The sequence below is a fragment of the Pseudomonas sp. genome, from assembly GCF_048269965.1.
Taxonomy (GTDB): Bacteria; Pseudomonadota; Gammaproteobacteria; order Pseudomonadales; family Pseudomonadaceae; genus Aquipseudomonas.
In genome coordinates, this window is the sequence record NZ_JBLWTV010000003.1 from 214797 (window position 1) to 227282 (window position 12486).

Annotated in this window: 12 protein-coding genes; 5 read left to right on the forward strand and 7 right to left on the reverse strand. The window is 63.2% G+C overall.

The annotated features are described in order from the left end of the window. The first annotated feature begins 175 nt into the window (after nt 1-175). The 4 genes from nirB (at nt 176) to cobA (ending at nt 6658) form a co-directional block, all read left to right on the forward strand. Entirely contained in the window at nt 176-2632 is a 2457-nt protein-coding gene (nirB, locus tag ACN0X6_RS05235) for a nitrite reductase large subunit NirB (protein ID WP_417702609.1), read from the forward strand. After that, nucleotides 2629-2955: a nitrite reductase small subunit NirD gene (gene nirD, locus ACN0X6_RS05240; protein ID WP_417702610.1), complete on the forward strand. Its 327-nt coding sequence runs from the start codon at nt 2629-2631 to the stop codon at nt 2953-2955. The genes nirB and nirD overlap by 4 nt, the downstream gene beginning before the upstream one ends. 91 nt (nt 2956-3046) lie before the next feature. Continuing rightward, a complete protein-coding gene (locus ACN0X6_RS05245; protein ID WP_417702611.1) occupies nt 3047-5764 on the forward strand; it encodes a molybdopterin-dependent oxidoreductase in 2718 nt (905 codons plus the stop codon). A gap of 150 nt (nt 5765-5914) precedes the next feature. After that, the gene (cobA, locus tag ACN0X6_RS05250) at nt 5915-6658 is read left to right on the forward strand and encodes a uroporphyrinogen-III C-methyltransferase (RefSeq protein WP_417702612.1); all 744 of its coding nucleotides are present in this window, start codon (nt 5915-5917) and stop codon (nt 6656-6658) included. A 113-nt stretch (nt 6659-6771) separates the two neighbouring features. Here cobA and ACN0X6_RS05255 read toward each other — a convergent pair whose 3' ends face one another. The 6 genes from ACN0X6_RS05255 to rraA all read right to left on the reverse strand — a co-directional run bounded on the left by ACN0X6_RS05255 (nt 6772) and on the right by rraA (nt 11141). Continuing rightward, nucleotides 6772-7752: an OmpA family protein gene (locus tag ACN0X6_RS05255; RefSeq protein ID WP_160017994.1), complete on the reverse strand. Its 981-nt coding sequence runs from the start codon at nt 7750-7752 to the stop codon at nt 6772-6774. 108 nt (nt 7753-7860) lie between these two features. Then, nucleotides 7861-8451, reverse strand: a complete 591-nt coding sequence (sigX, locus tag ACN0X6_RS05260) for an RNA polymerase sigma factor SigX (protein ID WP_160017993.1) — start codon at nt 8449-8451, stop codon at nt 7861-7863. 82 nt (nt 8452-8533) lie between these two features. After that, complete coding sequence (locus tag ACN0X6_RS05265; RefSeq protein WP_017676817.1) at nt 8534-9358, reverse strand: mechanosensitive ion channel family protein; 825 nt, start codon at nt 9356-9358, stop codon at nt 8534-8536. A 1-nt stretch (nt 9359) separates the two neighbouring features. Continuing rightward, nucleotides 9360-9611: a CrfX protein gene (locus ACN0X6_RS05270; protein ID WP_372241829.1), complete on the reverse strand. Its 252-nt coding sequence runs from the start codon at nt 9609-9611 to the stop codon at nt 9360-9362. Between the two features lie 49 nt (nt 9612-9660). Further along, entirely contained in the window at nt 9661-10647 is a 987-nt protein-coding gene (locus tag ACN0X6_RS05275; RefSeq protein ID WP_417702613.1) for a zinc transporter ZntB, read from the reverse strand. A 5-nt stretch (nt 10648-10652) separates the two neighbouring features. Continuing rightward, nucleotides 10653-11141 (reverse strand): ribonuclease E activity regulator RraA, encoded by a 489-nt coding sequence (rraA, locus tag ACN0X6_RS05280; RefSeq protein ID WP_417702614.1) that lies wholly within the window; start codon nt 11139-11141, stop codon nt 10653-10655. Here rraA and ACN0X6_RS05285 point away from each other — a divergent pair. After that, nucleotides 11140-11280: a hypothetical protein gene (locus ACN0X6_RS05285; protein WP_417702615.1), complete on the forward strand. Its 141-nt coding sequence runs from the start codon at nt 11140-11142 to the stop codon at nt 11278-11280. The genes rraA and ACN0X6_RS05285 overlap by 2 nt on opposite strands. A 61-nt stretch (nt 11281-11341) precedes the next feature. Here the strand turns inward: ACN0X6_RS05285 and ACN0X6_RS05290 are convergent, their stop codons facing one another. After that, complete coding sequence (locus ACN0X6_RS05290; RefSeq protein ID WP_417702616.1) at nt 11342-12331, reverse strand: alpha/beta fold hydrolase; 990 nt, start codon at nt 12329-12331, stop codon at nt 11342-11344. Nucleotides 12332-12486 lie beyond the last annotated feature (155 nt).

Consider the following 12486-nt stretch of genomic DNA (forward strand, 5'->3'; position numbering starts at 1 on the left):
CCGATAGAACGGGACCTGGACAAAGGCGTCCTCGCTAGGTGACTAGCGGGACGCCTTTTTTGTTTTTTATGGCCTGCCATTTTTGGCAGCCACTCTTCGAGCCGTCGCGGAGCGACGTTAAAAATTGCTCCCGACAATTTTTTCGACCGTGATTTTTCTTCAGGAGATGGCCGGCATGCAAAAACTCAAGCTGGTGATGATCGGCAACGGCATGGCGGGTGTGCGCACCCTCGAAGAGCTGCTCAAGCTTGCCCCCGACCTCTATGACATCACCGTGTTCGGCGCCGAGCCGCACCCCAACTACAACCGCATTCTGCTCTCGCCGGTGCTGGCCGGTGAGCAGACCTTCGAGGAGATCGTGCTCAACGATCTCAACTGGTATGCCGATAACGACATCAAGCTGCTACTGGGGCGCAAGGTAGTCAGGATCGACCGCAAGAAGCGCCTGGTCATCGCCGACGATGGCAGCGAGGCCGAGTACGACCGCCTGCTCATCGCCACCGGCTCCAACCCCTTTATCCTGCCGATTCCGGGCAAGGACCTGGCCGGCGTGATCGGCTACCGCGACATCGCCGACACCCAGATGATGATGGACACCGCCAAGACCCATAAGCACGCGGTGGTCATCGGCGGCGGCCTGCTCGGCCTGGAAGCGGCCAACGGCCTCAAGCTGCGCGGCATGGACGTCACCGTGGTGCATATCGGCGACTGGCTGCTGGAACGCCAGCTCGACCGCACCGCCGGCGAGCTACTGCAAAAATCCCTGGAAGACCGTGGCCTGAAGTTCCTCCTGCCCAAGCACACCGCCGAGCTGCTGGACAACGGCGAAGGCCGCGTCTGTGCGGTGAAATTCAAGGATGGCGAAGTGATTCCCGCCGACCTGGTGGTGATGGCCGCCGGCATTCGCCCCAACAGCGAGCTGGCCGAGAGCGCCGGCATCGCCTGCAACCGCGGCATCCTGGTGAACGACACCCTGCAGACCTTTGACCCACGCGTCTACGCCATCGGCGAATGCGCCAGCCATCGCGGCATCGCCTACGGCCTGGTGGCGCCGCTGTTCGAGCAGGCCAAGGTCTGCGCCAACCACCTGGCCCAGCTCGGCTATTCGCGCTACCAGGGCTCGGTGACTTCGACCAAGCTCAAGGTCACCGGCATCGACCTGTTCTCCGCCGGTGAATTCATGGGCGGTGAAGGCACCGAGACCATCACCCTCTCCGATCCCATTGGCGGTGTGTACAAGAAGCTGGTGATCAAGGACGACGTGCTGGTCGGCGCCTGCCTGTACGGCGACACCGCCGATGGCGGCTGGTACTTCCGCCAGATCCGCGAAAATCACAACGTCAGCGAGATCCGCGACCACCTGATGTTCGGAGAAGGCGCCATCGGCGACGTCGGCCACCAGGGCGCAGGCAAAACCGCCAACATGCCCGACAGCATGGAAATCTGCGGCTGCAACGGCGTGTGCAAGGGCACCATAGTCCGGGCCATCCAGGAAAACGGCCTGTTCTCGGTCGACGAGGTGAAGAAGCACACCAAGGCCGCCAGCTCCTGCGGCTCCTGCGCCGGTCTGGTCGAACAGATCCTGATCAGCACCGTCGGTGGCGCCGCCGACGTCAAGCCCAAGAGCGAGAAGGCCATCTGCGGCTGCAGCGACCTCAATCACGGGCAGATTCGCAAGGCGATACGCGAACAACACCTGACGTCCATGGCGCAGACCATGGAATTCCTCAACTGGAGCACGCCCAACGGCTGCGCCACCTGCCGCCCGGCACTGAACTACTACCTGATCTCCACCTGGCCGGGCGAGGCCAAGGACGACCCGCAGTCGCGCCTGATCAACGAGCGCGCCCACGCCAATATCCAGAAGGACGGCACCTACTCCGTGGTGCCACGCATGTGGGGCGGCGTGACCAATCCGTCCGAGCTGCGCCGCATCGCCGATGTGGCCGACAAGTACAACGTGCCCATGGTCAAGGTCACCGGCGGCCAGCGTATCGACCTGCTGGGCATCAAGAAGGACGACCTGCCGGCCGTGTGGAAGGACCTGGACATGCCCTCCGGCCACGCCTACGGCAAGTCCATCCGCACGGTGAAGACCTGCGTCGGCAGCGAGTTCTGCCGCTTCGGCACGCAGAACTCCACCCAGCTCGGCATCGACCTGGAGCACGACCTGTTCAACATGTGGTCGCCGCACAAGGTCAAGCTGGCGGTCTCCGGCTGTCCGCGCAACTGCGCCGAGGCCGGCATCAAGGACGTCGGCATCATCGGTGTGGATTCGGGCTTCGAGATCTACATCGGCGGCAACGGCGGGATCAAGACCGAGGTGGCCGAGTTCTTCGTCAAGGTGAAAACCGCCGAAGAAGTGCGCGAGTACAACGCCGCCTTCCTCCAGCTGTACCGCGAGGAGGCCTTCTACCTCGAACGCACCGTGCACTACATGCAGCGCGTCGGCATGGAGCACATCAAGAAGGCGGTGCTTGAAGACGAAGCCAATCGCAAGGCCCTCGCCGCGCGCATGCACTACGCCCTGTCGTTCGAGCAGGACCCGTGGAAGGAGCGCATCGAGACGCCGCAACTGAAGAAAGAGTTCGACACCATCAAGGTCGTGCAACTCGAGGAGGCCACCGTATGAACTGGCTGGATATCTGCGCCCTGGAAGAGATCAACGTGCTCGGCTCGCGCATCATCACTGGTCCCAAGGGCGATATCGCCATTTTTCGTACCGCCGGCGACGAGGTCTTCGCTCTCGACGACCGCTGCCCGCACAAGGGCGGCCCGCTGTCTCAGGGTCTGATCTACGGCAAGCGCGTGGCCTGCCCGCTGCACAACTGGCAGATCGAGCTGGAGTCGGGCGAGGCCGTGGCGCCGGACGTGGGCTGCGCCCATCGGCACGCGGCCAAGGTCGAAAACGGCCGCGTGTTGCTGGCCCTGAACACCGCTGCGAAGTGCGCGTAGGGTGCAAAACCGCGAAGCGTTCTCCACCGGTAAACCCTTGTATTGGTGGACAAACACAGCGTTGTCCACCCTACGCCCGTAGGAGCCCGAAATGGCCAGCCCCACTCAAATCACCGCCTCCACCTGCTGCTACTGCGGCGTGGGCTGCGGTGTGCTGATCGAGCACGACGGCGAGAAGATCCTCGGCGTCACCGGCGATCCCAGTCACCCGGCCAACTTCGGCAAGCTGTGCAGCAAGGGTTCGACCCTGCACCTGACCGGCGACCTCGACGCCCGCGCCCTCCATCCCGAACTGCGCCTGGGCAAAGGCCTGGCTCGCACCCGCACGGACTGGGACAGCGCCCTGGACCACGCCGCGGCGGTGTTCGCCGAGACCATCCGCGAGCACGGCCCGGACAGCGTGGCCTTCTATATCTCCGGCCAGCTGCTGACCGAGGATTACTACGCCTTCAACAAGCTGGCCCGTGCCCTGGTCGGCACCCACAACATCGACTCCAACTCGCGACTGTGCATGTCCAGCGCCGTGGTCGGCTACAAGCGCAGCCTCGGCGCCGACGCCCCGCCCTGCAGTTACGAGGACATCGAGCAGAGTGACTGCGTGCTGATCGCCGGCTCCAACATGGCCCATGCCCATCCGGTGCTGTTCCGCCGCCTGGAAGAAGCCAAGGCCCGTCGCCCGGAGATGCGGATCATCGTCGTCGACCCGCGGCGCACCGACACCTGCGAGCTGGCCGACCTGCACCTGGCGATTCTGCCCGGCACCGACGTCGCGCTGTTTCACGGCATTCTGCATATCCTGCTGTGGGAAGGCTGGGTCGACCGCCGCTATATCGACGCCCATACCGAGGGCTTCGAGGCGCTGAAGAACCTGGTGCGCGACTACAGCCCGGCGGCTACCGCCGATATCTGCGGCATCAGCCTCGACGCCCTGCAGCGCTGCGCCGAACTGATCGGCCGCGCGCCCTCCTTCCTCTCGCTGTGGTGCATGGGGCTCAATCAGTCCAGCGCAGGCAGCGCCAAGAACAGCGCGCTGATCAACCTGCACCTGGCCACCGGGCAGATCGGCAAGCCCGGCGCCGGCCCCTTCTCGCTGACCGGCCAACCCAACGCCATGGGCGGCCGCGAGACCGGCAGCCTGAGCAACCTGCTGCCGGGCCACCGCGAGGCCGGCAATGCCGAACACCGCGCCGAAGTTGCCGCCTACTGGGGCGTCGACGCCCTGCCGGAGACGCCCGGGCTGTCCGCCATCGAGCTGTTCGATGCGGTGCACGACGGGCGCATCAAGGCGCTGTGGATCGCCTGCACCAACCCGGCGCAGTCGCTGCCGAACCAGAACAAGGTGCACGAGGCCCTGGCCGCCTGCCCCTTCGTCGTGGTGCAGGAAGCCTTCTTCACCACCGAGACCTGCCGCTACGCCGACCTGCTGCTGCCCGCTGCCAGTTGGGGCGAGAAGGAAGGCACGGTAACCAACTCCGAGCGTCGCGTCAGCCATGTACGCCGCGCCGTGCCAGCGCCCGTGGAGGCGCGGCCCGATTGGTCGATCACCTGCGACTTCGCCCGGCGCCTGGAACAACTGCTGCGCCCCGGCCTGCCCAGCCTGTTCGACTTCGCCAGCAGCGAGGCGCTGTTCGAGGAATACAAGCACCTGACTGCCCAGCGTGACCTCGACCTCTCGGGGCTGAGCTACGCGCTGCTCGATGACCAGGGCCCCCAGCAATGGCCGTTCCCCACCGGCGCCAACCAGGGCACCGCGCGACTCTATGCCGACGGCCGCTTCCCCACCGCCAGCGGACGCGCGCAATTCCACGCCGACCCGTACCGCGCGCCGAAGGAAAAGCGCGAGGCGCGCTACTCGCTGACGCTCAATACCGGCCGCCTGCGCGACCAGTGGCACGGCATGAGCCGCACCGGCACCGCCGCGCGCCTGTTCGGTCATGTCGAGGCCGCCGTGCTCGGCCTGCACCCGGACGAGTTGCGCCGCCGTCGCCTGCAGGACGGCAACCTTGTCAAGCTGCGCAGTCGCCGCGGCAGCCTGATCCTGCCGGTACAGGCCGACGAGTCGGTGCGCCCAGGCCAGGCCTGGCTGCCGATGCACTGGGGCGACCGCTTCCTCAAGGGCCTGGGCACCAACGTGCTGACCCAGCCGGCCTTCGACCCGCTGTCCAAGCAGCCGGAGCTCAAGCACGCGGGGGTCGAGGTGGACAAGGTCGAGCTGCCCTGGCAACTGTTCGCCCTGGTCGAAGGCGAGGTGCAGAGCCGCTTCGAGGCCCTGCGCCCGTTGTTCGAGGAATTCGCCTATGCCAGCCTCACACCCACCGGCCGCGAACGTCCCGCCCTGCTGATTCGCGCTGCCAGCGCCGTGCCCCCCCAACCCGAGCTGCTGGCGCAGATCGACCGCCTGTTGCGCCTGAACGACGGCCCGGTGCTGGCCTATGACGACCCACGTCGCGCGGTGGGCAAGCGCGTGCGCATCGAGGATGGTCGCATCGTCAGCATCCGCCTGGCCGGCGAAACCGCCGCCAGCCAATGGCTCAGAAACCTGTGGCTGGAGGGCCAGGCCGACGCCGATCTGCGCCGCTGGCTGCTCGCCCCGGTCTCGGCACCGCCAGGCAACGCCGGTGTCACCACGCTCGGCAAAACCCTGTGCAACTGCCTGAACGTCAGCGAAAGCGCGGTGTGCGCCGGCATTGCACGCGGCCTGGATCTGAAGAGCCTCATGCAGGAGCTCAAGTGCGGCACCAGCTGTGGCTCCTGTGTCCCTGAAATCAAACGCCTGCTGGCCCAACAGCCCACTGCAGTGAACGCATGAATTGATCGTACCCACGCTCTGCGTGGGTATGCAGGCCGAGACGCTCCGCGTCTCATGGGACGCAGAGCGTCCCCGAATCCGTTCCCACGCCGGAGCGTGGGAACCAGCAAACGACTTGGTGCGCACGACGCACCCCACGAGGAACCCGATATGAACGCAAAAGTCTGGCTGGTAGGCGCGGGCCCTGGTGATCCCGAGCTGCTCACGCTCAAGGCGGTCAAGGCGTTGAACCAGGCCGAAATCGTGATGATCGACGATCTGGTCAACCCGGCCGTGCTCGAGCACTGCCGCGACGCTCGTGTCGTCTCGGTGGGCAAGCGCGGCGGCTGCCGCTCCACGCCGCAGGCCTTCATCCACCGCCTGATGCTGCGCTATGCACGCCAGGGCAAGTCCGTGGTGCGCCTGAAAGGCGGCGACCCGTGCATCTTCGGCCGTGGCAGCGAGGAGGCCGACTGGCTCGGCGCACATGGCATCGAGGTGGAGCTGGTCAACGGCATTACCGCCGGGCTGGCCGGCGCCACCCACTGCGGTATCCCACTGACCCTGCGCGGCGTGGCCCGTGGCGTGACTCTGGTCACCGCCCATACTCAGGATGACAGCTCACTGAACTGGCACGCGCTGGCGCAAAGCGGCACGACATTGGTCGTCTATATGGGCGTAGCCAAGCTGGCGGACATTCGCGACGGCCTGCTCGCTGGCGGCATGAGCGGCGAGATGCCGGTAGCGATGATCGAGAACGCCTCGCTGCCCGAGCAGCGCGAATGCCGCAGCCACCTCGCGACGATGCAGGACGACGCCATGGCCTTCGCTCTGAAGAGCCCGGCCATTCTGGTGATCGGCGAAGTCGCCCGTACCAGCACACAGATCGGCATGCCTCAGCGCCTGCATGCCTGACCACTTCGCGCTCCTGCGAAGTCGTTGCTTGCCCGCCGCCCCATGGCGGGCTTTTTTATTCCGGAAAAGAAAAACCCGGCCGAGGCCGGGTTTTTCTTGGAGCACCAGAAGCGTTACTGCTGGATCTGGGCTTCTACTTCAGCTTCAACGCGACGGTTGATAGCGCGACCGGAGTCGGTGGCGTTGTCAGCAACCGGACGGGTTTCACCGTAACCGGCAGTGTTCACGCGGCTACCGTCAACACCGTACTGGTTGACCAGAACTTCACGAACAGCGTTGGCACGACGCTCGGACAGTTTCTGGTTGTAAGCGTCGCTACCAACGGAGTCGGTGTGACCTTCAACGGTGGTGGTGGTCTGCGGGTACTGGTTCATGAAGTCAGCCAGGTTCTTGATGTCGCCATAGCTTTCTTCTTTGACGCGGTCTTTGTCGAAGTCGAACTTGACGTCCAACTCAACGCGAACAGCTTCCATCACCGGCTCCGGAGCGGGCTCAGGCATCGGCTCGGGCGCAGCAGCTACGACCGGGGCCGGAGCAGGCTTGCTGCCGCCACCGAAGTTCAGACCAACACCCACGCCAGCTTGCCACTCGGTGTCGCCCTGGTCGATGTTGTACAGAGCGTCGACGCCAGCACGGGCGTAGAACATTTCGGTGAAGTAGTACTTGGCACCAGCGCCAGCGATGGCCAGGGTGGAGTGGTCACGACCACCGCTGTTGGCGTCGCCGATGCTCTGGTGGCCGAAACCGGCAGAGACGTACGGACGCAGACCGACACCCGGCTGACCGAAGTGGTAGATGGCCTTCAGGTCGGTCAGGTTGCCCTTGATGTTCTTGCTGCCTTGCGAACCTTCACCGCGCAGGTCATGGTATTCGCCATAGGACAGCGCCAGCTCGACGTCGTCAGTCAGGTAGTAGCCGATGCTGCCACCGAACAGGTTGCCTTCGTTGTGCGCGTAATCACGCTGAACGTCGGTGAAGTAGCGATTGACGAAGCCCTCCACCTCGACAGCGCCTTGGCCTTGCGCCAGCGCGCCGAAGGAGGTTGCGGCAACGAGAGAGCCAATGACTACGCCCAAGGTGTTTTTTACTTTCATCCGTTAAATCCCCATCTTGGTGGTTAATAAGTCGCCGTTAACTTCAGTCGACAACTTGGCGGCGATTTTATCAGGTTTCGCCATTCCCTTAGTGGTCGGAAAGCTGAACTAAGTTTCGGAATTTTCCGAAAATTTATCCCGCAACCGATCCAATGCTCGCTTGTAGCGCATCTTCGTTGCGCTCAAGCCCATGTGCATGATGTCGGCAATCTCCTGAAACTCGAGCTCTGCGACAAAACGTAGCACCAGAATCTCGCGATCGATCGGGTTGACGTGAACCAACCAGCGATCCAGACCGCCTCGCTCCTCGACTTTGGGTGTCTTGTCGTCGGAAGCCTCTTCGAGCGGGTCCAAACTTAAGGCGTCAACTAATCGACGCTTGCGCCGCTCTTTTCGATACTGAGTAATGCATTCGTTGTAGGTAATGCTGTACAGCCAAGTTTTGAACTTGGATTTACCTTCAAAGTTCTTCAGACCATAGAGAACTTTTAGCATCACCTCCTGACAGACATCATCAGCATCCCTTTCGTTCCCTAAATAACGCGCACACACGTTAAATAATGTTCGCTGGTAGCGCCTCATCAGCTCTTCATAAGCACGAGTTATATGAAACAGCTCGTCGTGGGCGCGCGCCACCAGCTCTTCATCAGTGAGCTCGCGGGGGTCGTAGCGCGTGGGCAAGGGCTGGGCTTTGTTCAAAACGAGTCGGGCCGACAGTCAGGACGAAAAGCGCCCGGCAGGTCACGCCTGCCGGGCAGCGGCATAAAATAACAGATTGGCGTCAGCGACTGTTCACGCGTTGCTCGAGCATCACTCGATTTGCCACCGAGACCAGCTCACCGGTATCGGTCAACAGGGTGGTTTTCACTGTGCCGATCTCTTCGATCTGCCCTTCGACCTCACCAACCTGCACTTGTTGCCCGACCTGATACAGCTCGCGCACATAAATGCCGGCAAGAATCTGGCTGGCGATATCGCGGCTACCCAGGCCCAGCGCCAGCGCGACCGCCAGACCAACGGAGATCAGCACGATGGCGATCACGTTGTTGAGCAGGTCGGTCTTGATCTCGAGCTGGCCGATGGCCACCGAGATGCTGATGATGATCACCAGGCCTTGCGCGACACGCCCCAACCCGTTGGCATACTCCAGACCGACGCCCTCGGCGGCGCCACGCACCAGGCTGCTGACCAGTTGCGCCAGCAACACACCGGCAAGCAGCACCAAGGCAGCGCCGAAGACTTTGGGCAGGTACAGCGCCAGCACGTCGAGGGTCGCGGAAACCCTCTGCAGACCAAGCGATTCAGCGGCCGAAACCAGGAAGATCAGGAGCACGAACCAGTAGACGATCTTGCCGATCAGGGTCGATACCGGTGCGTGAATGCCAACGCGTGCCAGCAACTTGGTCAGGCCGGTACCCGTCATCAGACGATCCAGACCGACCTTGCCGAGCAGCTTGGACAGCAGCGTGTCGAGCAACTTGGCCACGACGAAACCAAGCAGTACCAACACCAGTGCAACGAACAGGTTGGGAATGAATCCGGCAACCTTGGTCCACAATGCGGTCATCGCGGAAATCAGGCTTTGGGTCCAGGGATCGAGTTCCATTTCAGTCGGCCTTATCAGCAGAAGCAGAGGATTGGGTACGGCGCGAAACCGGCGCGACATGCGCCGAACCGTTGTTCAGGGCGATCATCAGGGCCTGCGCCCAGTGGCCTATCAGGCTGAACAGGTCACCAGCACCGACCTGGCGGTTGGCGGTCTTGAGAACGCGGTGCAGGCAAGCATCGTCGTCATGGCTGGACGGCGAGGACTTGAGCAAATCGCGTAGAGACTCTTCGAATGGATCGTGCATGCGCACCTCACGGGATGTCACGGCTAGACGCAGTAGCCAGCGGATGAGTCACACATCACAGCCAACGCCAGCGGCGAAAAAGCAGTAGTTGGCCCAGTGCCAGAAGGACCATGAGGCCGCAGGCGATGAAGAAACCAATCGGGCTTTCAGAACCCGGAATCCCGCCGACGTTGATGCCCAGAAGCCCCGTGAGGAAGGTCAACGGCAGGAACATGCCGGTGATCACGGTGAAGCGATACATGATGCGATTCATACGCTCACCGAGACGACGGCTTTCCGCCTCCAGGACCAGGCCGACGCGTTCGCGAATCAGTTCCAGCTCTTCCAGATAGCGGGTCAGGCGGTTGTTCAGCTCGTTCCAGTAGTCGCCGTCGTCCTCGACGAACCAGGGCTGCCGATTACGTACCAGCTGCGCGTAGAGATCGCGCTGCGGCGCGAGAAAACGACGCAAGCTGGCCGCACGCCGACGCACCTGCAACATCAGCCCGTGATTGGGACGATAACGCTCATCGCCATCGAGGCCATCCTCCTCACCGTCAAGCAGCTCGCTCAATTCGGCGATCAGATCATCGACGCGACTGGTGAGGTGGCGGGCGAGCTCCAGGAGCAGTTCGGACGCCGTCTTCGGTCCCTTGCCCGCCAGCAGGTCGGCAATCAGTGCATCGGTCGCGAGCAACGGACGCTGACGCAGGGAGATCACCCGCCGGGCATCAGCGAAGATACGCACCGACACCATGTCCTCCGGCTCGGCGCCGGGATTGCGGTTGACCCCGCGCAAGAACAACAGCAGCTCGTCGTTGGGCAGGGGCAGCAGACGCGGTCGGGTATTTTCCTCGAGCAGCAGGTTGCAGCTGAATTCATCCAGCCCGCTGTGCTCGCGCAACCAGCGCTGCGACTGCTCCTGGGCGCGATCCCAGTGCAGCCACAGGCTTTCCTGGTCGCGCAGCTGCAGCCCGTCCAGTTCCTCGGCGGCGATGCTGCGCGCACCGCCGGAGCCATCGAGCACGAAGGCATGCAGCAACGCCGAATCCTGAGCCAGCACCCGGGTTATTCCGGCATGGCCAGGGCTTGCGGGGACACGATGACGCCGTTGTTGTCGGCGTACAGGTAATCGCCCGGCTTGAACGTCACGCCGCCAAAGCTGACGGGCACGTTCAGGTCGCCGATGCCGCGCTTGTCGGTCTTCATCGGATGGCTGGCCAGCGCCTGCACGCCCAGATCGGTCTGCGCGATGACGTCGACGTCACGGATGCAGCCATATACCACGATGCCTTCCCAGCCGTTTTTGGCAGCCTTCTCGGCCAGCATGTCACCGAGCAGCGCACGTCGCAGGGAGCCGCCGCCATCCACGACCAGGACCTTGCCCTGACCAGGCAGGTCGACCTGCTCCTTCACCAGCGAGTTGTCCTCATGACACTTGATGGTGACGATCTGACCGCCGAAAGAATCGCGGCCGCCGTAGTTGGCGAACATCGGCTCGACGACCTGAACCAGCTCCGGATAGGCATCGCACAGATCAGGGGTGATGTAGTGCATGACAGAACTCCTTTCGACAATGGATGAGAAGGCAGCCACCTTCATGGACCTGCTTGAGGCGGGACAATTCAGCATCGAGCCATCGCCCGAAATGAACGACGAGCACGAAGATGAGCCCGAAATGACCACCCAAAGATGATGCGTCACATCTTACCGCCAAGCCCGTGCCGAAGAAACGGCCGGGACAACCAAGCAGCGACTCAAGAACCTATAGCAGACGCCTGCTCGGCAAAACCGGCAGGCAGTTGCAGATGCTGCAACCAATATTCGGTCAAGGGCCACACCTCGCGCTGCGCCTCCTTGCTGACCAGCATTTCGATATGCCCGAAGTCGCTGGAGAAGCCGTTCTCCTTCCCCAGCAGCAAGAACTGCGACGGCGCGGCACTGCACTGCTCCAGCAGCTTGCGACAGGCCCAGGCAGGGTCCTGATGATCGGCTGCGGCCCCTACAGCCAGAATCGGCACGCGCACCTGAGCCAGGCCTGCCCACCAGTCCTGATCGGCATCGCCGAAACGCCCGAACAGCCTGAGCCAGCGCAGGGTTTCCAATGCCAGGCCGGTCGGCTCGTCTTCGGGGCCGCGCTTGAGCCGGCGCCCGGACAGGTAGGGAAAGGCACGCAGCAGCAGGCGACCGCCCCACTCCACCGGCGGCAGCTTGAGCGGCCAGTAGATGCGGCTGACCTGACTGCCGAACAATGCCGCCGAACGCGCACGCGACGCTTCGAGATAACCGCCACCCAGCGCTGCCGCCAGCGTCACGCCGCCGAGGGAATGGCCGATCCAGTGCGCCGCTTGCCCGGTCTGCTCGATGATGAAATCGGCAATGGCTGGCAGGTCATGGCGCACGTACTGCGCCACGTGGTTGTCTCGATAGCTTTCGTTGCGCGGCGACAGGCCGTGGCCGCGCATTTCGGCGATCCACACATCGAACCCAGCGCGCGCCAGGTAAGGCCCCAGGCCAATGCCCTTGGGCGAATACCAGAAGCGTCGATTGGAAAAGCTGCCGTGCAGCAATACCACGGGCACGCCACGCTGGCCTTCCGAACCCGCGCGGCCGAGCCGGGTCAAGGCCAGCTCGACGCTGGAGTCATGGCTGTTGTTGGGCTTGAGAAGATAGACGTCTTCGCTGAGGTCGCCGCGCAGTTCGGCACTCATCAGGGAAACGGGGAAAAGCTCACTACTGCTTTGCATGGATCAGATGACCGCACTGGCGAGACGCCATAAATGAATAACGACACGCATAAAAAACCGCCGGGAGCGATCTTGCATATCGCTGGCGACGGCTTGGAATGACTGGCAAAACGCGATGGACACCAAAAAGGGCGGGATCAACCCGCCCTTTCTGG

Excerpts from the sequence above, each read along its gene's own strand:
- nirB (WP_417702609.1), top strand. The coding sequence starts at position 176 with ATGCAAAAACTCAAGCTGGTGATGATCGGCAACGGCATGGCGGGTGTG.
- nirD (WP_417702610.1), top strand. The coding sequence starts at position 2,629 with ATGAACTGGCTGGATATCTGCGCCCTGGAAGAGATCAACGTGCTCGGC.
- ACN0X6_RS05245 (WP_417702611.1), top strand. The coding sequence starts at position 3,047 with ATGGCCAGCCCCACTCAAATCACCGCCTCCACCTGCTGCTACTGCGGC.
- cobA (WP_417702612.1), top strand. The coding sequence starts at position 5,915 with ATGAACGCAAAAGTCTGGCTGGTAGGCGCGGGCCCTGGTGATCCCGAG.
- ACN0X6_RS05255 (WP_160017994.1), bottom strand. The coding sequence starts at position 7,752 with ATGAAAGTAAAAAACACCTTGGGCGTAGTCATTGGCTCTCTCGTTGCC.
- ACN0X6_RS05265 (WP_017676817.1), bottom strand. The coding sequence starts at position 9,358 with ATGGAACTCGATCCCTGGACCCAAAGCCTGATTTCCGCGATGACCGCA.
- ACN0X6_RS05285 (WP_417702615.1), top strand. The coding sequence starts at position 11,140 with ATGACAGAACTCCTTTCGACAATGGATGAGAAGGCAGCCACCTTCATG.
- rraA (WP_417702614.1), bottom strand. The coding sequence starts at position 11,141 with ATGCACTACATCACCCCTGATCTGTGCGATGCCTATCCGGAGCTGGTT.
- ACN0X6_RS05290 (WP_417702616.1), bottom strand. The coding sequence starts at position 12,331 with ATGCAAAGCAGTAGTGAGCTTTTCCCCGTTTCCCTGATGAGTGCCGAA.